The organism is Paracoccus yibinensis, assembly GCF_030846195.1.
Lineage (GTDB): Bacteria > Pseudomonadota > Alphaproteobacteria > Rhodobacterales > Rhodobacteraceae > Paracoccus > Paracoccus yibinensis.
This window is the reverse complement of the sequence record NZ_JAVCWH010000005.1, coordinates 239541-262539: the sequence shown is the minus strand read 5'-3', so window position 1 is coordinate 262539 and position 22999 is coordinate 239541. Positions and strand designations below refer to the sequence as shown.

21 protein-coding genes and 1 riboswitch are annotated in these 22999 nt (G+C 67.3%); of the genes, 10 read left to right on the top strand and 11 right to left on the bottom strand.

Annotated elements, in window-relative coordinates; all coding sequences use genetic code 11:
* Nucleotides 1–50: 50 nt before the first annotated feature.
* From dnaJ to RAH32_RS13325, 6 genes are all read left to right on the top strand, one after another.
* Entirely contained in the window at nt 51–1211 is a 1161-nt protein-coding gene (gene dnaJ, locus RAH32_RS13350; RefSeq protein WP_306608427.1) for a molecular chaperone DnaJ, read from the top strand.
* A 46-nt stretch (nt 1212–1257) separates the two neighbouring features.
* A complete protein-coding gene (radC, locus tag RAH32_RS13345; protein WP_306608426.1) occupies nt 1258–2025 on the top strand; it encodes a RadC family protein in 768 nt (255 codons plus the stop codon).
* A gap of 261 nt (nt 2026–2286) precedes the next feature.
* Nucleotides 2287–2850 (top strand): ubiquinol-cytochrome c reductase iron-sulfur subunit, encoded by a 564-nt coding sequence (petA, locus tag RAH32_RS13340; protein WP_306608425.1) that lies wholly within the window; start codon nt 2287–2289, stop codon nt 2848–2850.
* A 12-nt stretch (nt 2851–2862) separates the two neighbouring features.
* Nucleotides 2863–4185, top strand: coding sequence for a cytochrome b (gene petB / locus RAH32_RS13335; RefSeq protein WP_306608424.1), 1323 nt, complete (start codon nt 2863–2865; stop codon nt 4183–4185).
* A gap of 658 nt (nt 4186–4843) precedes the next feature.
* On the top strand, nt 4844–5605 hold the full coding sequence (locus RAH32_RS13330; protein ID WP_306608494.1) for a cytochrome c1: 762 nt from the start codon (nt 4844–4846) through the stop codon (nt 5603–5605).
* 111 nt (nt 5606–5716) lie between these two features.
* Complete coding sequence (locus tag RAH32_RS13325) at nt 5717–6592, top strand: ribokinase (RefSeq protein ID WP_306608423.1); 876 nt, start codon at nt 5717–5719, stop codon at nt 6590–6592.
* Here the strand turns inward: RAH32_RS13325 and phoB are convergent.
* The 8 genes from phoB to mutS form a co-directional block, all read right to left on the bottom strand.
* The gene (gene phoB, locus RAH32_RS13320) at nt 6589–7278 is read right to left on the bottom strand and encodes a phosphate regulon transcriptional regulator PhoB (RefSeq protein WP_306608422.1); all 690 of its coding nucleotides are present in this window, start codon (nt 7276–7278) and stop codon (nt 6589–6591) included. The genes RAH32_RS13325 and phoB overlap by 4 nt on opposite strands.
* 3 nt (nt 7279–7281) lie before the next feature.
* Nucleotides 7282–8007 carry a phosphate signaling complex protein PhoU gene (gene phoU / locus RAH32_RS13315; RefSeq protein WP_306608493.1) on the bottom strand — a complete coding sequence of 242 codons (726 nt, stop codon included), beginning with the start codon at nt 8005–8007 and terminating at the stop codon, nt 7282–7284.
* A 19-nt stretch (nt 8008–8026) separates the two neighbouring features.
* Nucleotides 8027–8827: a phosphate ABC transporter ATP-binding protein PstB gene (gene pstB, locus RAH32_RS13310; RefSeq protein WP_306608421.1), complete on the bottom strand. Its 801-nt coding sequence runs from the start codon at nt 8825–8827 to the stop codon at nt 8027–8029.
* Between the two features lie 19 nt (nt 8828–8846).
* Nucleotides 8847–10205: a phosphate ABC transporter permease PstA gene (gene pstA / locus RAH32_RS13305; RefSeq protein WP_373429711.1), complete on the bottom strand. Its 1359-nt coding sequence runs from the start codon at nt 10203–10205 to the stop codon at nt 8847–8849.
* The gene (pstC, locus tag RAH32_RS13300) at nt 10202–11407 is read right to left on the bottom strand and encodes a phosphate ABC transporter permease subunit PstC (RefSeq protein WP_306608420.1); all 1206 of its coding nucleotides are present in this window, start codon (nt 11405–11407) and stop codon (nt 10202–10204) included. Before pstC ends, pstA begins: the two co-directional genes overlap by 4 nt.
* 69 nt (nt 11408–11476) lie before the next feature.
* Nucleotides 11477–12505: a substrate-binding domain-containing protein gene (locus RAH32_RS13295; RefSeq protein ID WP_306608419.1), complete on the bottom strand. Its 1029-nt coding sequence runs from the start codon at nt 12503–12505 to the stop codon at nt 11477–11479.
* A gap of 123 nt (nt 12506–12628) precedes the next feature.
* Nucleotides 12629–13744: a chorismate synthase gene (gene aroC, locus RAH32_RS13290; protein ID WP_306608418.1), complete on the bottom strand. Its 1116-nt coding sequence runs from the start codon at nt 13742–13744 to the stop codon at nt 12629–12631.
* On the bottom strand, nt 13741–16401 hold the full coding sequence (gene mutS / locus RAH32_RS13285) for a DNA mismatch repair protein MutS (protein ID WP_306608417.1): 2661 nt from the start codon (nt 16399–16401) through the stop codon (nt 13741–13743). The genes aroC and mutS overlap by 4 nt, the downstream gene beginning before the upstream one ends.
* Before the next feature lie 47 nt (nt 16402–16448).
* Nucleotides 16449–16545, top strand: a riboswitch (TPP riboswitch).
* A 31-nt stretch (nt 16546–16576) separates the two neighbouring features.
* Between mutS and RAH32_RS13280 the strand changes: the two genes are divergently transcribed.
* The 3 genes from RAH32_RS13280 to thiQ are packed head-to-tail and all read left to right on the top strand — an operon-like array spanning nt 16577 to nt 19765.
* The gene (locus tag RAH32_RS13280) at nt 16577–17557 is read left to right on the top strand and encodes a thiamine ABC transporter substrate-binding protein (protein WP_306608416.1); all 981 of its coding nucleotides are present in this window, start codon (nt 16577–16579) and stop codon (nt 17555–17557) included.
* Complete coding sequence (locus RAH32_RS13275) at nt 17533–19080, top strand: thiamine/thiamine pyrophosphate ABC transporter permease ThiP (RefSeq protein WP_306608415.1); 1548 nt, start codon at nt 17533–17535, stop codon at nt 19078–19080. The genes RAH32_RS13280 and RAH32_RS13275 overlap by 25 nt, the downstream gene beginning before the upstream one ends.
* A complete protein-coding gene (thiQ, locus tag RAH32_RS13270; protein ID WP_306608414.1) occupies nt 19073–19765 on the top strand; it encodes a thiamine ABC transporter ATP-binding protein in 693 nt (230 codons plus the stop codon). The genes RAH32_RS13275 and thiQ overlap by 8 nt, the downstream gene beginning before the upstream one ends.
* A gap of 216 nt (nt 19766–19981) precedes the next feature.
* Here the strand turns inward: thiQ and truB are convergent, their stop codons facing one another.
* Genes truB through rbfA form a run of 3 tightly spaced genes read right to left on the bottom strand, consistent with a single transcriptional unit; the run spans nt 19982 to nt 22092 of the window.
* Complete coding sequence (truB, locus tag RAH32_RS13265; protein ID WP_306608413.1) at nt 19982–20875, bottom strand: tRNA pseudouridine(55) synthase TruB; 894 nt, start codon at nt 20873–20875, stop codon at nt 19982–19984.
* Between the two features lie 52 nt (nt 20876–20927).
* Nucleotides 20928–21683: a phosphodiester glycosidase family protein gene (locus RAH32_RS13260; RefSeq protein WP_306608412.1), complete on the bottom strand. Its 756-nt coding sequence runs from the start codon at nt 21681–21683 to the stop codon at nt 20928–20930.
* Nucleotides 21673–22092: a 30S ribosome-binding factor RbfA gene (gene rbfA, locus RAH32_RS13255; protein ID WP_306608411.1), complete on the bottom strand. Its 420-nt coding sequence runs from the start codon at nt 22090–22092 to the stop codon at nt 21673–21675. Before rbfA ends, RAH32_RS13260 begins: the two co-directional genes overlap by 11 nt.
* A 69-nt stretch (nt 22093–22161) precedes the next feature.
* Between rbfA and dapB the strand changes: the two genes are divergently transcribed.
* Nucleotides 22162–22998, top strand: a complete 837-nt coding sequence (gene dapB / locus RAH32_RS13250) for a 4-hydroxy-tetrahydrodipicolinate reductase (RefSeq protein WP_306608410.1) — start codon at nt 22162–22164, stop codon at nt 22996–22998.
* The last annotated feature ends 1 nt before the right edge of the window (nt 22999 follow it).

Genomic DNA, 22999 nt, shown 5'->3' with positions numbered 1-22999 from the left:
TGCATTGACGCGGGCCGGCCGTTTCGTTGGGGAACCAGACAGGACAGAAGATGGCCAAGCGTTGCTATTACGAGGTTCTGGGCGTGACGCGCGGGGCATCGGCCGAGGAAATCAAGAAGGCCTATCGCCAGAAGGCGAAGGAACTTCATCCCGACCGCAACAAGGACAACCCCCAGGCCGAAGCCCATTTCAAGGAAGCCAACGAGGCCTATGACTGCCTCAAGGACGACCAGAAGAAGGCGGCCTACGACCGCTTTGGCCATGCGGCTTTCGACGGCGGCATGGGCGGCTTCAACGGACGCGGCGCGCATCCGGGCGATTTCGGCAGCGCCTTCGCGGATGTGTTCGAGGATCTGTTCGGCGACATGATGGGCCGCCGGGGTGGCGGCGGCGGGGGCCGGTCACGGGCGCAACGGGGCCAGGATCTGCGCTACAACCTGCGCGTCAGCCTGGAGGACGCCTATGCCGGGCTGAAGAAGTCCATCACCGTTCCCGGCTCCATCGCCTGCGAGGAATGCCACGGCACCGGGGCCGAAGGTGCGACCCAGCCCGCCGCCTGTCCCACCTGCGCGGGCATGGGCAAGGTCCGGGCGCAGCAGGGTTTCTTCACCGTCGAACGCACCTGCCCCACCTGCGGCGGTCAAGGTCAGATCGTCAAGAACCCGTGCAAGGCCTGCCACGGTGCCGGCCGCATCGAACGCGAACGCACCTTGTCGGTCAACATCCCTGCGGGCGTGGAAACCGGCACCCGCATCCGCTTGGCGGGCGAGGGTGAGGCAGGCCTGCGCGGCGGTCCTGCTGGTGACCTGTATATCTTCATTGAGGTGCAGGATCACGCGATCTTCCTGCGAGACGGCAAGGTCCTGGCCTGCCAGGTGCCGGTCAGCATGGCGACCGCCGCCCTGGGTGGCGAGGTCGAGGTGCCCACGATCGACGGAGGCCGCGCCCGTGTCAAGGTGCCCGCAGGCAGCCAGTCCGGTCGTCAGATGCGCCTGCGCGGCAAGGGGATGCCGCCCTTGCGTCACGGTCCCGGCGCCGCAGGCGAGCCGGGCGACATGCTGATCGAGCTGGTCGTCGAGACCCCCGTGAACCTGACCGCCCGCCAGCGCGAACTGCTGCGCGAATTCGAAGCCGAGCAGGCCGACAACAGCCCGCAATCCGACAGCTTCTTCAACAAGGTCAAGACCTTCTGGGAGGGGATGCGCGGCTGATCCCGCGTTAACCCTTCCTTCACCGCTGCGGGTCCATGCTGGTTCCATGGACCCGAATCGCACCTTTGGCGAAATGCCCCTGCCCCTTTTCCAGCCCGCCCAGGACGAGGCGGCCTTGGTCCCGATCCCCGGCGGCAAGGCGCCGTCCTATCTGGCCGATCACCGTGCCCGCCTGCGCGACCGCTTCATGAAGGGCGGCGCCAGTGCGATGCCGGATTACGAGATGCTGGAACTGGTTCTGTTCCGCGCCATCCCGCGCCAGGATGTGAAGCCCCTTGCCCGCCGCCTGATCGAGACCTTCGGCGATTTCAACCGCGTCCTGACCGCCCCCGCCACCCGGCTGGAACAGGTCGAGGGCGTCGGCCCGGCGGTCGTGACCGAACTGAAGATCGTCGAGGCTGCGGCACAGCGCATGGCGCGGGCCAAGGTCATGCACCGACCCGTCCTGTCCGGCTGGGACGCGCTTCTGGATTACTGCCACACCGCGATGGCCCATCGCGAGATCGAGCAGTTCCGGGTCCTCTATCTCGACCGCAAGAACGTGCTGATCGCAGACGAGGAGCAGGCACGGGGAACGGTCGATCACGTCCCGGTCTATCCGCGTGAAATCATCCGGCGTGCGCTGGAACTGAACGCCTCGGCCCTGATCCTGGTCCACAACCACCCCTCGGGCGATCCCACGCCCTCGGATGCCGACATCACCATGACCGCCCGTATCGCCCAGGCGGCCGACAGCATGGGAATCATCATCCACGACCACCTGATCATCGGCAAGTCGCGCGAACTGTCCTTCCGCAGCCAGGGCCTGCTGTGATCTTCTGTGCCCAAATATCCTCAGGGGGTGAACGCCGCGCCAGCGGCCGAGGGGGCTGAAAGCCCCCTGCCTGCTTCGGACCTGCGACGAAATGCCCGCGACAATTTTCCAACAGCGGCTGGGGAATGGGCCAGGACAGACGGGCTTACCCGCTGGACTGAAGGATAATTGAACGCTAGAACCGCCCCCGCGAAGGCTGCGACGATGCGCGGCCCGGATTGTCGTATCGGCCGGTCCCCGGCCCGAATTGGAGAATGACCCGTGTCCCACGCAGATGACCACGTAGGCACCCGGAGGGATTTCCTCTACTATGCCACGGCGGGCGCAGGCACGGTGGCCGCCGGTGCCGCCGCCTGGACGCTTGTGAACCAGATGAACCCCTCGGCCGACGTGCAGGCGCTTGCCTCGATCCAGGTCGATGTCAGCGGCGTGGCCGAGGGCACGCAGCTGACCGTCAAATGGCTGGGCAAGCCCGTGTTCATCCGCCGCCGCACCCCCGAGGAGATTGAAGCCGGCCGGGCGGTCGATATCAGCGAACTGATCGACCCCACGGCGCAGAACGCCAATCTCGCTGGCGTGGAACCTGCCACGGACCAGAACCGCACCCTGGACGAGGCCGGCGAATGGCTGGTGCAGATCGGCGTCTGCACCCATCTGGGCTGCGTGCCCATCGGCGACGGCGCGGGCGACTTCGGCGGCTGGTTCTGCCCCTGCCACGGTTCGCATTACGACACCGCCGGACGCATTCGCCGCGGCCCCGCGCCGCAGAACCTGCATATTCCCGTCGCCGAATTCCTCGACGACACCACCATCAAGCTGGGCTGAGGAGGAATCTCGATGGCCGGAATTCCGCACGACCATTACGAGCCCAGGACGGGCTTTGAGAAGTGGCTGCACCGCCGCCTGCCGATCGTTGCGATCGTCTATGACACGATCATGATCCCCACGCCGAAGAACCTGAACTGGATGTGGATCTGGGGCATCGTGCTGATGTTCTGCCTGGTTCTGCAGATCGTCACGGGCATCGTTCTGGTGATGCACTACACGCCGCATGTGGACATGGCCTTTGCGTCGGTCGAACACATCATGCGCAACGTGAACGGCGGCTATATGCTGCGCTATCTGCACGCGAACGGCGCCTCGCTGTTCTTCGTCGCCGTCTATCTGCACATCTTCCGCAACCTTTACTACGGCAGCTACAAGGCACCGCGCGAAGTCACCTGGATCATCGGGATGCTGATCTATCTGGCGATGATGGCGACCGCGTTCATGGGCTATGTGCTGCCCTGGGGCCAGATGTCCTTCTGGGGCGCCACGGTGATCACGGGCCTGTTCGGCGCGATCCCGGGCGTCGGCGGCGCGATCCAGCAATGGCTGCTGGGCGGACCGGCCGTGGACAACGCCACGCTGAACCGCTTCTTCTCGCTGCACTACCTGCTGCCCTTCGTGATCCTGGGCCTGGCCATCGTCCACGTCTGGGCCTTCCACACCACCGGCAACAACAACCCCACCGGGGTCGAGGTGCGCCGCACCAGCAAGGAAGACGCCCAAAAGGACACCCTGCCCTTCTGGCCCTATTTCGTGATGAAGGACCTGTTCGCGCTGGGCGTGGTTCTGGTGGTTTTCTTCGCGGTCGTGGGCTTCATGCCGAACTATCTGGGCCACCCCGACAACTATATCGAGGCGAACCCGCTGGTGACGCCCGCCCATATCGTGCCGGAATGGTATTTCCTGCCCTTCTACGCGATCCTGCGCGCCTTCACGGCCGATGTCTGGATCGTGCAGATCGTCCAGTTCCTGTCCTTCGGCATCATCGACGCCAAGTTCTTCGGCGTGCTGGCGATGTTCGGCGCGATCCTGGTCATGGCGCTGGTGCCGTGGCTGGACACCAGCCGCGTGCGCTCGGGGCGCTATCGCCCGCAGTTCAAGTGGTGGTTCTGGCTTCTGGCCTTCGACTTCATGCTGCTGATGTGGTGTGGCGCGATGCCGGCCGAGGAACCCTATGCCACGATCTCGCTGATCGCCTCGGCCTACTGGTTCGCCTATTTCCTGGTCATCCTGCCGCTGCTGGGCGTGATCGAGAAGCCCGAGCCGATGCCCGCCACAATCGAGGAAGACTACCTTGCGCATTACGATTCGCCCACGCGCATGGCCGAGTAAGGAGAGCCAGAAGATGACCCTGAGAACCAAGACGCTCACGGCCGCTCTGGCCCTGGCGATCTCTGCCGGCGGCGCGCTTGCGCAGGATGCCGTCACGATTGCCCCGGCCCAGCAAGGGGCCGAGGCCCCGCAGGCGACCCCGCCTGTGGCCCTTCCTCCGGCGACCGAAGACCAGGCGGCCCCCGCCACGGCCCCGGACCAGGCCCCGGCCGAGGCACCCGCCGCTCCGGTCGAGGCCGGATCGGGGGAAACCCCTGCCGGTGAATCCGCAACGGCGCCCACCCAATCGTCCGAACCGACCTCCACCCCGGCAGGGGGAGAGCTGACGCCGATGGAAGCCCCGGAAGCGCCCGCGGCAACGGCAGCGGATGGCGAAACCCCGGCCGAGGAAGAAGCGGCACCGGCGGAACCGGCTGCGGAAGAACCTGCGGCCGAGGCTGCCGAGGAAGCCGCCCCGTCCGCCGAGGAACCGGCTGCCGAGGCTGCTGCGCAAGAGCCGGGCGCGGGCCAGGACGCCGCCGATGCGGCCCAGTTGACCGAGGGCGACGAAGCAGCAGCCCCGGCGGAAACCACCGGCACGGTGGTGGCCGAGGAACGCCATGACGACATCGAGGGCACGCCCGAGGATGATCCCAGCGCAGCCGAGGGTCACACCGCGATCGAGGGCGAGGAAGAGCATGCCGACAGCCACGGCGCGGTTCATATCGAGGACATCGCCTTCAGCTTCGAAGGACCGTTCGGCAAGTTCGACCAGTTCCAGCTTCAGCGCGGCCTTCAGGTCTATACTGAGGTCTGCGCGGCCTGCCACGGCCTCAAGTTCGTGCCGATCCGCACGCTGCATGATGACGGCGGCCCCGGCCTGCCCGAGGACCAGGTCCGTGCCTATGCCGCGAACCTGACCCCGATCCTGGACCCCGAAACCGGCGAGGAACGTGCCCGTCTTCCGACGGACCACTTCCCCACGGTCACGGGCGACGGCATGGGACCTGATCTGTCGTTGATGGCCAAGGCCCGTGCGGCGTTCCATGGTCCTTACGGGACGGGTATCAGCCAGCTGGTCAACGGCATCGGCGGACCGGAATACATCCACGCGCTTCTGACCAGCTATACCGGCGAGGAAGTCGAGCAGGCGGGCACGGTGCTTTATGAAAACACCGCCTTTGCAAGCGGCAACATCGCCATGCCGCCGCCGCTGTCGGACGATCTGGTGACGTATGAGGATGGCACGCCCGCCACGGTCGATCAGATGGCCCGCGACGTGTCGGCCTTCCTGATGTGGACGGCCGAGCCGAAGCTGACCGACCGCAAGACGGTTGGTCTGGTGTCGGTGCTGTTCCTGATCGTGCTGACCTCGCTGCTGTATCTGACGAACAAGCGGCTGTGGGCGCCGCACAAGCGGAAGCTTCACAAGAAGCACTGATCCACAATCCCGCGATCCAGGCGCGCCCCCTTGCGGGGCGCGTTTTTCGTTACTGGACAATCGTCGCGCGCGCCCGCCACCATGGCCGGGACGCATATCGAAAGGAAGCTCATGGCGATCTGGAACCTGGGGTCGATCAATATCGACCACGTCTACCGGCTGGATCACCTGCCCAGGCCGGGCGAGACGCTCGCCTCTCGCAGCTATGCGCAGGGTCTGGGCGGCAAGGGCGCGAACCAGTCGATCGCGGCCGCACGTGCGGGCGCGATCACCCATCATGTGGGGGCCATCGGCCCGGAAGACGACTGGGTGATCGACCGCCTGCGCGACCGGGGCGTCTGCACCGCGGATATCCTGCGCCTGCCCGGCCAGGCCACGGGCCATGCCATCATCCTGCTGGACGATCAGGCCGAGAATTCCATCGTCATCCATCCCGGCGCGAACCGGGCGATCACCCCGGCGATGCTGCAAAAGCCGTTATCGGCCATGAAGCCGCAGGATATGCTGCTGATCCAGAACGAAACCGGCTGCCAGACCGAGGCAGCCCGGATCGCGCGGCGGGCAGGCGCGCGGGTCATCTATTCCGCGGCGCCTTTCGATATCGACGCGGTTCGGGCGATCCTGCCCCATGCGACGATCCTGGCCATGAACGCGGGCGAGGCCGAGGCCCTGTTCGCGGCCATGCCGGGGGATCTGCCCGTGCAGGGCCTGCTGATCACGCGCGGGGGCGACGGCGCGGAATACCGGGATCTGGTGACGGGCGAGGTTCATCGCCAGGCGGCGTTCCCGGTCAATCCGGTGGATACGACAGGGGCGGGCGACACCTTCACAGGCTATTTCGCGGCAGCCCTGGATCGGGGCGACGCGGTCCCTGCGGCACTGCGCCTGGCGGCGGGCGCGGCGGCGCTGAAGGTCACGATTCCCGGGGCAGGCGATGCCATTCCGGGGATCGAGGAAGTGATTCCCTTCATCGCCAACCGGACCTAGCCCAGCGAATAGCCGGTTCCCCGCACGGTGCGGACCGGATTGTCGCCGCCGTTCTGCATCAGCGCCTTGCGCAACCGGCCCACATGCACGTCGATGGTGCGCGTATCGACATAGATGTCGCGCCCCCAGACCCGGTCCAGCAGCTGTTCGCGCGTCCAGACCCGGCCCGGCTTTTCCATCAGCGTGGACAGCAACCGGAATTCCGTCGGCCCCAGGTGCAGCGCCTGACCCGCGCGGAACACGCGATGCTCGGCCGCATCCAGGATGATGTCGCCGAAGGACAGCCGTTCGCCCATGCTGGCGGGCCGGGTGCGGCGCAGTTGCGTGCGCAGCCGGGCCATCAACTCGACCACGGAATAGGGCTTCACGACATAATCGTCGGCGCCAGTCTCAAGGCCCCGCACGCGGTCGCTTTCCTCGCTGCGGGCGGACAGCATGATGATCGGGATCGACCGCGTGGCGGGGTCGGCCTTGACCTGGCGGCAGACCTCGATCCCCGAGACCTTGGGCAGCATCCAGTCCAGGACCATCAGGTCGGGCTGTTCCTCCTGGACCAGCAGCAGCGCGTCTTCGCCATTGTCGGCGACCACGACCTCGAAGCCCTCGGCTTCGAGGTTGTATTGCAGCACCTCACGCTGCGCGCCCTCATCCTCGACCACCAGGACACAAGGAGATTGCCGCGCCATCCCTCAGCCCCCTGCTGCCAGGTCGGCTTCCATGCCCGGCACGCTGTTGTCCTTGGGGCGGCTGTCATCGGGCAGTTCCCCGGTGACAAGATAGATCACCTGTTCCGCGATGGCGGTGGCCAGGTCGCCCATGCGTTCCACGTTCTTGGCGATGAAATGCAGGTGCATGCAGGCGGTGATGTTGCGCGGGTCTTCCATCATGTGGGTCAGGAATTCGCGGAACAGCGCGTTGTACATCTGGTCCACTTCGAGGTCGCGCTGGCGCACGTCCCCGGCAAGGCTCGCGTCGCGGCGGATATAGCTGTCCAGCGCGTCCTGGACCATCTTGCCCACCGCATTGCTCATCCGGCGCAGGGCAAGGCCCGCGCCCTCGATGGGCGGCATCTGGGACAGGACATGGGTGCGCTTGGCCATGTTCTTGGCGTAATCGCCCACGCGTTCAAGCGAATGCGCGATCTTCATCACCGCCAGAACCATGCGCAGGTCGGTGGCCGTGGGGGCGCGCAAGGCGATCAGACGGGCCGCGTCCTCGTTGATCTGCATTTCCAGCGCGTCGATGGCCTTGTCGCGGCGGCGGACCTGTTCGGCCAGTTCCACGTCGCTGGTTTCCAGGGCAGTGGCGGCGTCGGTGATGGCGGCCTCGACCATGCCGCCCATCTTGACGGCAAGGGCCTGGATCGTTTCCAGATCGCGGTCGAAGGCCGACGAGATATGCTTTTCGCGGTTCATCATTCCTGCCCTTGTCCTGTCAGCCGATCCGGCCCGAGATATAGGCCTCGGTCCGGCTGTCCTTCGGCCTGGTGAAGATGTCGTCGGTGTCGCCGTATTCGACCAGGTTGCCCAGGTGGAAGAAGGCCGTCTTCTGGCTGACACGGGCGGCCTGCTGCATGGAATGGGTGACGATCACCACGGAAAACTGGCTGCGCAGTTCCTCGATCAGTTCCTCGACCTGGGCGGTGGCGATGGGGTCAAGCGCGCTGCACGGCTCGTCCATCAGCAGGACTTCGGGGCTGGTGGCCACCGCGCGGGCGATGCACAGGCGCTGCTGCTGGCCGCCCGACAGGCCGGTGCCGGGTTCGGACAGGCGATCCTTCACCTCGTTCCACAGCGCAGCGCCGCGCAGAGCCTTTTCGACGATCTCGTCCAGTTCGGCACGGTTGCGCGCAAGCCCGTGGATGCGGGGACCATAGGCCACATTGTCATAGATCGACTTGGGAAAGGGGTTCGGCTTCTGAAAGACCATTCCCACCTTGGCGCGCAGTTGCACGGGGTCGACGCGGCGGTCATAGACATCCTCGCCGTCCAGCAGGATCTCGCCTTCCACCCGCGCGATGGGAATGGTGTCATTCATGCGGTTGATGCAGCGCAGGAAGGTGGACTTGCCGCAACCCGACGGGCCGATGAAGGCGGTCACGGTCTTGTCCAGGATATCGACGTCCACATCCTTCAGCGCGTGCTTGTCGCCGTAATAGACCTGCACCTTGCGGGCGGAAATCTTGGTTTCTGTCTGGGTCACGGCACTCTCCAGGCGGCGGTTCGTATCGTACATATGGCCTCCTTCAGGGCGTTTACCAACGGCGTTCGAACTTGCGGCGCAGCCAGATGGCCAGCACGTTCATGCAGAGCAGGAAGATCAGCAGGACGATGATCGCCCCCGAGGCCCGCTCGATGAAGGCCGGGTCGGACCGCTGCGTCCAGTTATAGACCTGCACCGGCAGGGCGGATGCCGGGTCGAACAGGCCCCCCGGCAACCCGTCCGGGTGGTCGCGGATAAAGGCCACCATGCCGATCAGCAGCAGCGGCGCCGTTTCGCCCAGGGCCTGTGCCAGACCCAGAATCACCCCGGTCAGGATGCCCGGTGTCGCCAGCGGCAGGACATGGTGAAAGACCGACTGCATCTTGGACGCGCCCACGCCCAGGGCGGCGTCGCGGATGGACGGCGGCACGGCCTTCAAGGCGGCGCGGGTGGGGATGATGATGCGCGGCAGCGTCATCAGCGTCAGCACCAGCCCGCCCACGATGGGCGCCGATTGCGGCAGGCCCGCGAAGTTGATGAAGGCCGCCAGCCCCAGGATGCCGAAGACGATGGACGGCACCGCCGCCAGGTTCGAGATGTTGACCTCGATGATGTCGGTGATGCGGTTCTTGGGCGCGAATTCCTCCAGATAGATGCTGGCAGCGATGCCGATGGGCACCGCCAGGACCAACACCACCAGCATCATGTAGAACGACCCCAGGATCGCCACGCCCACGCCCGCGGCCTCGGGCCGCTGGTCGGACGCGTCGGCATTGGTCAGGAAGTTCCAGTTGAAGCGGGTGACGATTTCGCCTCGGTCAGCCAGTTCCTGCGCCAGTTGCAGCTGCTGGGGCGAGGTGTTGCTGTCGCGTTCCGCGCTTTCCATGGTCACGCGGCCCTTGAAGAAGCCGTCGATGCGTCCGCTGGTCAGCACGTCGAATTCGACCGTCTGGCCAATCAGCTCGGGATTGGCCAGCACCCGGTTGCGCACCTGGGCCGAGGCTTCCTTCGAGATCAGGTTGTCGATGTCATCTTCGGAAAGGCCCTCGATCTGGATGCCGTGGCGGGCGACCGTCGCCTCGACCGCGGCGTCCAGCACGCGACCATAGGACAGGGTCAGCACCTTGGCCATCTCGGCCGGGTCGCGGTTGCCTTTGGGGTCCAGAACGGCGGCATCCAGTTCGACCGGGATGTTCAGGTAGGTCTGGCGAAAGGCCCCTGCCCCACCCGTCAGGATCGTCGCCAGCAGCACCACAAGCGCGATCATGGAAATCGCGATGGCGGCGATGCCATAGAGACGAAAGCGCCTTTCGGCGGCGTTGCGGGCCTTGGTGCGCGCATCCTGTTCCAGAAGCGAGGCAGGCTTGCGGTCGGGTGCGGCGACCGAAGAGGACAGCGGCATATCGGTCATTCGTATTGCTCGCGATATTTGCGCACGATGTAGAGCGCGACCACGTTCAGGGCCAAGGTGATGAGGAACAGCGTCAGGCCCAGGGCAAAGGCCACCAGCGTCTCGGGCGAGTTGAAGTCGCTGTCGCCGGTCAACTGGCTGACGATCTTGACGGTGATGGTGGTCATCGCCTCCAGCGGGTTCAGGCTCATCTGGGCGGCGGCGCCCGCGCCCAGCACCACGATCATCGTCTCGCCGATGGCGCGGCTGGCGGCCAGCAGGACCGCACCGACGATGCCCGGAAGGGCTGCGGGCAGCACCACCTGGCGCACGGTTTCCGAAGGCGTCGATCCCAAGCCCAGGGCGCCGTCGCGCAAGCTTTGCGGCACGGCGTTGATGATGTCATCCGACAGCGAACTGACAAAGGGGATCAGCATGATGCCCATGACCAGCCCGGCGGTCAGGACCGAGGTGCCCGAATTGCCCAGGCCCAGCGGCTGCGCAAAGTAATCGCGCAGCAGCGGCCCCACGGTGATCAGGGCGAACAGGCCATAGACGATGGTGGGGATACCGGCCAGAACCTCGATCGCGGGCTTGACGAAGCCGCGCACCCGGCGGGACGCATATTCCGACATATAGACGGCGGCGAACAGCCCGATGGGCACCGCCACCAGCAGCGCGATGGCCGAGACATAGAGCGTGCCCCACAGCAGCGGCACGATGCCCAGTTGCGAATTGCCCTGGAAGCGCGGCGTCCATTCGGTGCCGAAGAAGAAGGTCTTCCAGTCATAGACGCGGAAGAAATGCCCGGTTTCGAAGACCAGGGACAGCACGATCCCGGCAGTGGTCACGATGGCGATCAGCGAACACAGCATCAGCAGGCCCAGGACCATGTGTTCGACCACATTGCGGGCCTGGTATTGCTGACCGATGCGCATGACGCCGAAGCCCAGGCCAGCGATGGCCGCGATCAGGGCGACAATGCCGATGATCGGGCCGGTCTGGTCCGACAGAACGCCGGCCACGCGAAGGATGGACCCCGCAGCCATCACCGCCAGCGCGGGCAGCAGGGCCGCCAATCCGACGCTGGCCCCGTGATAGGTGGGGCGGCTGTGCAGCCTGCGGACATCGGGACCGGCCGTGGCAAAGGCGCGGCTGCGGCCGACGACGTAACCGGCCGCGGCCAGCAGGAAACTTGCAAACAACGCCCATGACAGCGGCATAAAGGGCAATCCTTCAGGGAAGAACGAAAGGGTCGGGACGGCGCGCAAGACACGCGCCGCCCCCCGGCATCACTGCATCGTGGTTCCGGCGGCGACGGCTTCCTGGGTCGCGGCCAGTTCGGGATCGGACACCAGCCCGTATTCGGCCAGCGGGCCATCGGGACCGGCGATTTCATCGGACACGAAGAATTCGACAAATTCCTGCAGGCCCTGGATTTCGCCGATATGCGCCTTCTTCACATAGAAGAACAGCGGGCGCGACACCGGGTATTCGCCCGAGGCGATGGTTTCGGTGGACGGCGTGACGCCGCCGATGGTGCCGACCTTCAGCTTGTCGGTGTTGTTTTCATAAAAGGACAGGCCGAACACGCCGATGCCGTTGGGCGAGGATTCGATGCGGGCCAGCGTTTCCGTGTAGTCGCCGTCGATGTCCACGGCCCGGCCGTCAGTGCGCAGCGTGGTGCAGGCTTCCTCGGCCGCGTCCTCGTCCATGCCCGAGGCGACAAAGGCTTCCATGGCGCCCGATTCCTCGCAGCCGGCCAGGATGACCTTTTCCTCGAAGACCTCGCGGGTGCCGTGCTTGGTGCCGGGAATGAAGGCCAGGATTTCCTGCTGCGGCAGATCCGGGTTCACGTCGGACCAATTCGCGGCAGTGTTATCGACTATCTGTCCATCTTTCACGACCTTGGCGGACAAGGCGTTGAACCAGTCGGCGGGAGTATAGGCGAAATCCGGGCCGCTGGCCGCGTTGGCGAAGACGATCCCGTCATAGCCGATGCGGACCTCCATGATGTCGGTCACGCCGTTGGCGGTGCAGGTTTCGCGTTCCGCGTCGCGGATCGGGCGGCTGGCATTGGCGATGTCGATGGTGTTCGCGCCCACGCCCTCGCAGAACTTCTGCAGCCCGCCGCCGGTGCCGCCGGATTCCACCACCGGAACGGGGAAATCCATGTTCTCGCCGAACAGCTCGGCCACGATGGTCGAATAGGGCAGCACGGTGGACGACCCCGACACCTGGACCTGATCGCGGGCGGCCGCAGTGGTGGCCGAGGCGGCGATCACGGCCAGGGCCGAGACGGTGAATTTCACGGTGGACATGGATCTCTCCTGTTACTTCACGCCCAAGCTGGGGCTGTGCGTGACCTAAGCGCCACAGGTGACGCTTGTGCGAAAGAAGCATGACCCTTTTATGACAGACGGCCGGTTTTTGAAAGTTTCGCGTCAGTCTTGCGACATATCGCCGATCAGGCCGCGCTGGCCCCCGGTCTGCGCCCGGTCCATCAGCAGGTGGTCCAGGATCACGCAGGCAGCCATCGCCTCGGCCACCGGCACCGCGCGAATCCCCACGCAGGGGTCGTGGCGGCCCTTGGTGATCAGGTCGATGTCGTTGCCGTGGCGGTCGATGGTGCGGCGCGGAGTTGTGATCGAACTGGTCGGCTTGACCGAAAAGCGGACGACGATCGGCTGGCCGGTGCTGATGCCGCCCAGGATGCCGCCGGCGTGGTTTGACAGATAGATCGGGCCGTCATTGCCCATGCGGATCTCGTCGGCATTGTCGGTGCCGGTTAGGGCGGCGGCACCCATGCCCTCGCCGATCTCGACCCCCTTCACGGCATTGATCGACATCATCGCCGCCGCCAGATCGGTGTCCAGCTTCGCATAGACCGGCGCGCCCAGGCCGGGCGGGCAGCCCTCGACCAGCACCTCGATGGCCGCGCCGACGCTGTCCTGCGCCTTGCGGATGGCGTCCAGATAGTCGGACCACTGGTCCACGGCTGTGGCATCGGGCAGGAAGAACGGGTTTTCGCCGATGGCATTGGCGTCAAAACGCGTGCGGTCCAGGTGCAGCGTCCCCATCTGCACCATGTATCCGGTGATCCGCAGGTCCGGCAGCAGGTCGCGCAGCACCGCCTGCGCCACGCCCCCCGCCGCGACCCGTGCCGCCGTTTCGCGCGCGCTGGACCTGCCGCCGCCGCGATAATCGCGGTGACCGTATTTCAGGTGATAGGTGATGTCGGCGTGGCCAGGGCGGAAGGCCTGCGCGATCTCTCCGTAATCCTTGGACCGCTGGTCGGTGTTCTCGATCATCAGCTGGATGGGCGTGCCGGTGGTGCGGCCCTCGAAGACGCCCGACAGGATGCGGACCTGGTCGGGTTCGCGGCGCTGCGTGGTGTGTTTCGATGTGCCGGGGCGGCGGCGGTCCAGGAACTGCTGGATCCAGGCCTCGTCCAGGGCCACGCCGGGGGGCACGCCATCGACGGTGGCGCCAAGTGCGGGGCCGTGGCTTTCGCCCCAGGTAGTGAACCGGAACGCGCGGCCGAAGGTGTTGAAGCTCATGCGGTGTCCTTGCTCAGGGCTTTGAGGTCATAGATCAGATCCAGCGCCTCGCGCGGGGTCAGGGCGTCGGGGTGAATGTCCTTCATCCGCGCCTCCAGCAGGCTTTCCTTGGGGCGGGCCAGCGGCGGCGCGGGGGGCACGGCGCGGAACAGGGGCAGGTCGTCGATCAGGGCGGCGGGGCGGGCCGCGCCCCCCATCCGACCTTCCCGTTCGCCCGATTCCAGCGCGTCCAGCACGGCGCGGGCGCGGTCCACGACGGATGCGGGCAGCCCCGCCAGCCGCGCGACCTGCACGCCATAGCTGCGGTTGGCCGCGCCCTTCCTGACCTCATGCAGGAAGATCACCTCGCCTTCCCACTCCCGCACGGCAACGGTGGCGTTTTCCACGCCGTCCAGCTTGGCCGACAGCGCGGTCATCTCGTGGTAATGGGTGGCGAACAGCGCGCGGCAGCGGTTCACGCCATGCAGATGCTCCATCACCGCCCAGGCGATGGACAACCCGTCCCAGGTGGCGGTGCCGCGCCCGATCTCGTCCAGGATCACCAACGCACGGTCGTCGGCCTGGTTCAGGATCGCGGCGGTTTCCACCATTTCCACCATGAAGGTGGACCGGCCCCGCGCCAGGTCGTCTGCGGCGCCGACGCGGGAAAAAAGCTGGCTGACCAGGCCGATATGGGCGTGCCGGGCAGGGACAAAGGCCCCTGCCTGCGCTAGCACGGCGATCAGCGCGTTCTGGCGCAGGAAGGTCGATTTGCCGGCCATGTTCGGGCCGGTCAGCAGCCAGATCGCCGGGGTCTGCCCTTCGGTCAGCGCGCAGTCGTTGGCGACGAAGCTTTCGGCCTTGCGCTTCAAGGCGCGTTCCACAACCGGATGGCGGCCGCCTTCGATGACAAAGGCGCGGCTGTCATCGACCAGGGGCCGCGTCCAGCCCTCGCCCGTGGCGATATCGGCGAAGGCTGCGGCCAGGTCGATCTCGGCCAGGGCGCGCGCCGCCTGCCCGATGGCTGCGGCCCGGTCCAGCACCGCCGCGCGGAGGCGATCGAAGATGCCCCGCTCGATCTCCAGCGCGCGGTCGCGGGCGTTGAGGATCCGCGTCTCAAGCTCCGACAGATCGACGGTAGTGAAGCGGATCTGGTTGGCGGTGGTCTGGCGGTGGATGAAGGTCGCGTTCAAGGGCGGGGCCATCATGCGTTCGGCATGGGTGGCTGTCGTCTCGATGAAATAGCCCAGCACGTTGTTGTGCTTGATCTTGAGGCTTCCCACCCCCGCCAGAGCCGCATAATCCGCCTGCATCCCGGCGATCACGCCCCGGCCCTCGTCGCGCAGGCGCCGGGTCTGGTCCAGATCGTCATCGTAGCCGCTGGCAACAAAGCCGCCGTCGCGCGCCAGCAAGGGCGGCTCGGCCACCAGCGCATCGTCCAGCAGCCGGATCAGGTCATCATGCCCCGTCAGGTCGCGCGCGGCCTCCGCCAGCACCGGCGCGGCGTCACCCGGCAGCCGCGCCGCAATCGCCGCGCCCTGCGCCAGCCCCGCCCGGATCGCGGCCAGATCGCGCGGTCCGCCCCGGTCCAGCGCCAGCCGCGACAGGGCCCGGTCCATGTCGGGCACCCGCGCCAGGGCCGTTCGCAGGTCCGCCATCAGGCGCGGGTCATCCACCAGCATCGCCACCGCATCCTGCCGCGCATGGATCAGCGCCAGATCGCGGGAGGGCGCGCTGATGCGCCGTTCCAGCAGCCGCGCGCCCGCTGCCGTCACCGTGCGGTCGATGGCCGCCAGAAGCGAGCCCTCGCGCCCGCCCGACAGCGCCTGCGTCAGTTCCAGGTTGCGCCGGGTGGCGGCGTCAATCCCCATCGCCCCGCCCGCGCGTTCGCGGACCGGCGGGCGCAGCAGGGGCAGCTTGCCCTTCTGCGTCAGTTCCAGGTAATCGACGATGGCGCCCATGGCCGACAGTTCGGCGCGGGTGAAGGACCCGAAGCCGTCCAGCGTGTCGACCCCATACAGCGCACAAAGCCGCCGTTGCCCCGCCGCGCTGTCGAAGGCGCTTGCGTGCAGGTCAGTCAGCGCCGCCCCGGCATCATTCGCCAGATCGTCCAGCCCCGACCCGTCGGCAGCCAGCAACTCGCGGGGCGCCAGACGGGCCAGTTCCGCAGCCAGCCGGGCCTGGGCGCAGTCCATCACCTGGAAGGCGCCTGTGGAAATGTCCACCCAGGCCAGCGCGCAATCCTCGCGCACCTGCGCGAATGCCGCCAGATAGTTGTGGCGCCGCGCCTCCAGCAGCGATTCCTCGGTCAGGGTGCCGGGCGTGACAAGGCGCACCACGTCACGGGCCACGACGGATTTCGACCCGCGCTTCTTCGCCTCGGCCGGATCCTCCATCTGCTCGGCGATGGCCACGCGGAACCCCTTGCGGATCAGCGTCAGCAGATAGCTTTCCGCGGAATGGACCGGCACGCCGCACATCGGGATGGGTTCCCCCGCATGCGTGCCGCGTTTCGTCAGCGCGATGTCCAGGGCGCTCGCGGCGGCGACCGCGTCGTCGAAGAACATCTCGTAGAAATCGCCCATCCGATAGAACAGCAGCGCGCCGGGATTGGCGTCCCGGATCGCCAGGTATTGCGCCATCATCGGGGTGGGCTGGTCGGTCACGTCCTTCGTCATGGCGGCGTTTCTATCCGCTTGCGCGGCACGGTTAAATCCCTACATTCAACGGAACCTCGGGGGGCCATCTGGCTGAGACGCGAAAGCGGACCCGTTGAACCTGATCCGGCTAACACCGGCGGAGGGAAGGTGACGCTGTCCTTTCTTTCGTTTTCCCTTTTGAAAGGAGGCAGCGTTGAGACTCCCCCTGCTTTTGGCCCTTCTGGCCGCCACCCCCGCCACCGCGCAGGACAAGCCCGTCCTGACCGTCTATGCGGGCGAATCCATCACCAGCGAATGGGGGCCTGGCCCCAAGATCGAGGAAGGGTTCGAGGCCTTCTGCGCCTGCGACCTGCGCTTCGTCACCGGGGACGAACTGTCGCGCATCCTGATGGAGGGCGAACGGACTGAAGCCGATATCGTCTTCGGCCTGAACACCGACGTGACGGCCCGCGCCCGCGCATCGGGCCTGTTCGCCCCGCATGGGCAGGACACGACGGGCTTGTCGCTGCCCATCGAATGGACGGACGACATCTTCCTGCCCTACAACTGGGGCGAGACGGCCTTTGTCTATGACGAAACCCGGCTGGAAAACCCGCCTGCCAGCTTTGCCGAACTGCTGGAGGCGCCCGACGACCTGAAGATCGTGATTCAGGATCCGCGGTCGTCGGTGTCGGGTCTGGCGCTGCTCTTGTGGGTGAAGTCGGTCTATGGCGATGAAGCGCCCCAGGCTTGGGCCAAGCTTGCCCCCAAGGTGCTGACCGTGACCAAGGGCTGGTCCGAATCCTACGGCATGTTCACGGAAGGAGAGGCGGACATGGTGCTCTCCTACACCACCTCGCCCGCCTATCACATTTCCGAGGAGGACGACCGGACCAAGAAGGCCGCGATCTTCCCCGAAGGCCACTACTTCATGGCCGAGGTGACAGCCCAGCTCCGCACCACCGACCAGCCGGAACTGGCCCAGAAGTTCATGGACTGGATCCTGACGCCCGAGTTCCAGACCGTGATCCCACTGGCCAACTGGTCGCTGCCTGCGAAACTGCCGCAAGACCAATGGCCCCAAGTCATGCGCGACCTGCCGCGCCCCGAAAAGACCCTGTTCTATTCCGAAGACGAGGCCGAGGCGCTGCGTCAGCCCGCGCTGGACGAATGGCTGCGGGCCTTTTCCGGCTGACCCGGGCCGAGGCCGGGGGCGCCATCGCCGCCACCGGCCTGTCGGCGCTGATCCTGGGCACGCTGGCCACTGTGGCCTGGGCGGCGCAGGGACTGGCGGGGCTTGGTCCCTGGGACTGGCGGGCGGTCTGGTTCACGCTGTGGCAGGCAGCCTTGTCGGCCACGCTGTCGGCGGGACTGGCGGTCCCCGTCGCGCGCGCCCTGGCCCGGCGGCGTTTTCCGGGACGGTCGGCCCTGGTGACGCTGCTGGGCGCGCCCTTCATCCTGCCGGTGATCGTGGCGATCATGGGGCTGGTCGCGGTCTTTGGCCGCAATGGCGCCATCAACGATGTCCTGCGCTTCGCGGGCCTGCCCGAGATCAGCATCTATGGCTGGCAGGGCGTGATCCTGGCGCATGTGTTCTTCAACCTGCCCTTGTCGGTGCGGCTGGTCCTGCAAGGCTGGCAGGCGATCCCGGCGGAACGGTTTCGGCTGGCCGCATCGTTGGGCTTTGCCCCCCGCAACGTGGCGCGGCATCTGGAACGGCCGATGCTGCGTGCGGTGCTGCCGGGCGTCTGGCTGGCGGTGTTCCTGGTCTGCCTGACCAGCTTCACCGTGGCCCTGGCGCTTGGCGGCGGGCCGCGCGCGACCACGGTGGAACTGGCGATCTACCAGGCCTTCCGCTTCGATTTCGACCTGGGCCGGGCGGCGAGCCTGGGATTGGTCCAGATCGCCATCTGCGTGGCGGCGATGGCCCTGGCGCGGTGGGTCGCCATTCCGGCGGCCTTCGGTGCAGGTCTGGACGCGGACCATATACCCGCAGCGCCAGGCGGCTGGCACCGGATCAGCGACATGTTTGTGATCACAGCCGCGGCTGGGTTCCTGATCTGGCCGATGGCGGCTGTTACCCTGCGCGGGCTGCCGCAGATCGCTGTCCTTCCGCCCGAGGTCTGGCAGGCGGCAGGACGGTCGGTGGTCATGGCGCTGATCTCGGCCCTGCTGGCGCTGACCTTGTCGCTGACGCTGGCCCTGTCGCTTGCGCGCGGGCGGATGCGCTGGATCGAGACGGCGGGGATGCTGCCGCTGATCGCCTCGCCCCTGGTGCTGGGGACGGGGCTGTTCATCCTGTTGCGGGGCTGGTTCTCGCCGCAGGCGCTGGCCCTGCCGGTGACGGTGGCGATCAATGCGGTGATGGCGCTGCCGTTCGGGCTGCGGGCGCTGATCCCGGCGGCGCGGACGCTGCACCAGGATTACGGGCGGCTGGCGGATTCGCTGGATTTGCGCGGGTGGGCTCGGCTGCGTTACCTGACCCTGCCGCGCCTGGCCCGGCCGCTGGGCTTTGCGGGGGGGTTGGCGGCGGCCTTGGCAATGGGGGACCTGGGTGTGATCACACTTTTTGCCAGCGACCGGCCGACCCTGCCCTTGCAGCTTTACCAGTTGATGAGTTCCTATCGGATGGACGATGCCTCGGCCTGCGCGGTGCTGCTGATGGCGATCAGCTTCGGGCTGTTCTGGATCTTTGACCAAGGGGGCCGCCTTGCTTGAGTTCGACGGCATCCGCGTCACGCGCGGCAGTTTCACCCTGTCCGCCGACCTGTCCGTCCCCACGGGCGCGCGGGTGGCGGTGATCGGCCCCTCTGGGTCCGGCAAGTCCACGCTGCTGTCGCTGGTCGGCGGCTTCCTTGCCCCCGACCGGGGCCGTATCCGTGTAGACGGCGAGGACATCACCGCCCTGCCGCCGGGGCAGCGGCCCGTGTCGATGCTGTTCCAGGACCAGAACCTGTTTCCGCATCTGACGGTCGCACAGAACGTGGGCCTTGGCTTGCGCCCCGACCTACGCCTGTCGGACCCGCAGCGCGCCCGCGTCACGCAGGTGCTGGAGGAGGTCGGGCTGGAGGGGCTGGAGGCGCGCCGTCCCGCGAACCTGTCGGGCGGCCAGCAAGGCCGCGTGGCCCTGGCGCGCGTGCTGCTGCGCGCGCGGCCGGTGCTGCTGCTGGACGAACCCTTCGCGGCGCTTGGCCCGGCCTTGAAGGCGGAAATGCTGGCGCTGCTGGCCCGCATCGCCGATGGGACCGGGGCCACGGTTCTGATGGTCACGCATGATCCCGAGGATGCCCGCAGCTTCGCGCCGCAGACGATCCTGGTGGAGGGCGGCGTGGCGCATCCGCCGGTGCCCACCGGGCCCCTCTTGGACAACCCGCCGCCGGGGCTGCGGGCCTATCTGGGGTGAGCGCCCGAGATTGGCGAAGGCCATCGCCTTCGCCGCGCGCTGCGGGTGCCACCATCACCGCCGGGCCCCAAAGGCCCGGCCAGCGCCCGCCCCGCCCCGGCGGGCGCTGGCCTACCGTGGTCGCGGGTTGGCAACGTTTCTGGCGGCACTGTCGCGCGCGGGCGGGGGAAACGACATGCGTTTCCTGATCCCGCCCGGTCGAGAATGGGCATTTTCCTACAGGTTGAACACCCGCTCCGGCTGCACCAGCCCGCCCTGATACCTGCCGATGCAGACCGGCCCCCTGGCATCCGCGACCCAGACCAGGTCGCCCCATTCCGCTGTGCCCGTCACCTGTCCCGGATTGCCGTTGCGGATCCGCACCGCGCCTTCGGGCGTGGCGCGCAGCATCGGCAGGTCGGCCAGCGCGACCTCCAGCGGCAGAAGCTGGGTGTCCAGCCAGTCCTGCGCCTCGCGGTCGATCCTGTCGAAGGGCACGCCTTCGCTGGCCTCGAACGGGCCGGACCAGGTGCGGCGCAGATGGGCCACATGGCCCAGGCAGCCAAGCGCCCGTCCCAGGTCGCGCGCGATGGAGCGGACATAGCCGCCCTTGCCGCAGACCATCTCCAGCCGCGCGCTGTCGCGGTCGCAGTCCAGCACCGTTAGGCTTTCGACCCACAGCGGACGGGCGGCCAGCTCCAGTTCCTCGCCCTCGCGCGCCAGGTCATAGGCGCGTTCGCCATCGACCTTGACGGCGGAAAAGGCCGGGGGAACCTGCATGATGTTGCCGGTAAAGGCAGGCAGCGCAGCCTCGATGGCGGCGCGGTCGGGGCGGGCGTCCGAGATGCGCAGGACCTCGCCCGAGGCATCGTCGGTCGTCGTCTCGGCGCCCCAGTTGACCGTGAAGTCATAGCATTTCAGTGCGTCGGTGACGGTGGCGACGGTCTTGGTCGCCTCGCCCAGGGCCACGGCCAGGACGCCGGTGGCATCGGGGTCCAGCGTGCCCGCGTGGCCTGCCTTCTTCGCGTCAAGCGCCCAGCGGACCTTGGCCACCACGGCGGTCGAGGTGACGCCCGCGGGCTTGTCCACGATCAGCCAGCCATTGATGCCGCGGCCCTTCTTGCGTGCCATGTCCAACCCCTGCCTTGCAAAGGCGGCGGCATAGCCAGCCGCCCGCGCAAGGTCAACCGGCGCTGTCCACCAGTCCGATGATCGGCCCCAGGGATCGCCCGAAATCCGCCCGGTTCACCCCCGGCGCGTAAAGTCGGCTGATCGACCCGTCGAAATACAAGGCATCCCGCACACCCAACCCGTCGCGGAACAGACGGCCGAACTCGTGGAAGGTCACCGCCCGGTCGGAAATCGCGAACCAGGCCGTCTGCCCGTCCGGCGAGACGCCAACGCCGTTCCGCACATAACGGCTGTCCGAATCGACCAGGAAGCGCGGGTGCAGGTCGCCGTCGATCACCAGCATCGGCCCGGATTGCGTGGCAAGGCGGCAGTCGGGACGCGCTTGCGCAAAGGCGCGGCTTTCAACCACCTGGAAGGGCCGCGCCCCGCCGGTGCAGAAGACCCCGTTCGGCAGCATCCCGAAATTGTCGTTGCTGGCGCCCGTGACGAGGGGCTGCAGTTCCACCCCGTCAATGACCAGCAGGCCCACGGGACGGTAATCGGCGTGATACATTCCCGCGTTCATGGCAAAGGCCAGGCTCTCGCCCTGCCCCAGCGTCGCGCGCACATTGGCGAAGTTGCGCAGCGGCTGGCCCGTGGCATCGTCCTGCCACAGCCGCAGCGCGGGTTCCTGCGCGGCCGAGACCTCGCAGACGACATAGCCCTGGCCGTCATGGGTCATGCGCCCGCAGCCGTCCGCCGCGGCGGGGATGGCCATCGCAACCAGCATTCCGACCGCGACGCCCAGGGGGCGCAGGTCAATCCTCATCGCCGTCCTCGTCCGCCCCCTCGACATCGCGGCGGACGCGTTCGTCGGCGAACATGCGGCGGGTGTCGTCCAGGCGGTCGAAGGTCTCGTCCAGCTGGAAGCGCAGCTGCGGCGCGTATTTCAGCGTCATGGCCTTGGCGACCAGGTGGCGCAGTTCGGGGGCGTTGCGGCGCAGCGCGGCCAAGGCCTCCTCGGCATCGTTGCCGCCCAGGGGCAGCACATAGGCCGTGGCGACCTTGAGGTCGGGCGAGGTGCGCACCTCGCCCACGGTGATCGAATGGCGGTTCAGGTCCGGGTCATGCACGTCGGCGCGCAGCAGCACGTCGGACAAGGTGCGGCGGATCAGCTCGCCCACGCGAAGCTGGCGTTGCGAGGGGCCGGAGCCATGGGAAAAGCGGTTCTGTGCCATGCGTCCCGATGTAGGGGGTCGCGGGCCGCGCCGCAACGGGATATGAGGCGGGAAAACACCGGAGGCCCCATGAGCGATTTGCAGAACACGGACGCGCCCGCCCTGCCGGGGATCGTCGTCACCGGCGCCTCGGGCCGGATGGGGCAGATGCTGATCCGCCTGATCGCCGAACACCCCGAAGTGCGGCTGGTGGGCGCGCTGGAACGACCTGACCATCCCTGGCTGGGCCGCGACGTGGGCGAGGCCATGGGCGGCGCGGCCCTGGACGTGACGGTCAGCGACGATGCGGTGGCAACCATTGCGCAGGCGCAGGCGGTGATCGACTTCACTGCCCCCGCCGCGACCGTGGCCTTTGCCGAACTGACCGCGCAGGCCCGCGCGGTCCATGTGATCGGCACCACGGGGCTGGAACAGGCGCATCTGGACTGCCTCAAGGCTGCCGCGCGACACGCGCCGATCATCCGTGCCGGCAACATGAGCCTGGGGGTGAACCTGCTGATAGGCCTGACCCGCAAGGTCGCCGCCGCCCTGGGCACCGACTGGGACATCGACGTGGTCGAGGCCCATCACCGGCACAAGGTCGATGCCCCGTCCGGCACCGCCCTGATGCTGGGCGAGGCCGCCGCCGAGGGGCGCGGGGCGACGCTGGCCGAACTGCGCACGCCTGCGCGCGAAGGCATCACCGGCGCGCGGGAGCCGGGCAGCATCGGCTTTTCGGCCATCCGGGGCGGCGACGTGGTGGGCGAGCATGACGTGATCTTCGCGGGCGAGGGCGAACGGATCGTCCTGCGGCATCTGGCGACCGACCGGGCGATCTTCGCGCGGGGTGCGATCCGCGCGGCGATCTGGGGCCAGGACAAGGGGCCGGGCGAATACGACATGCAGGACGTGCTGGGGTTGAATTGAG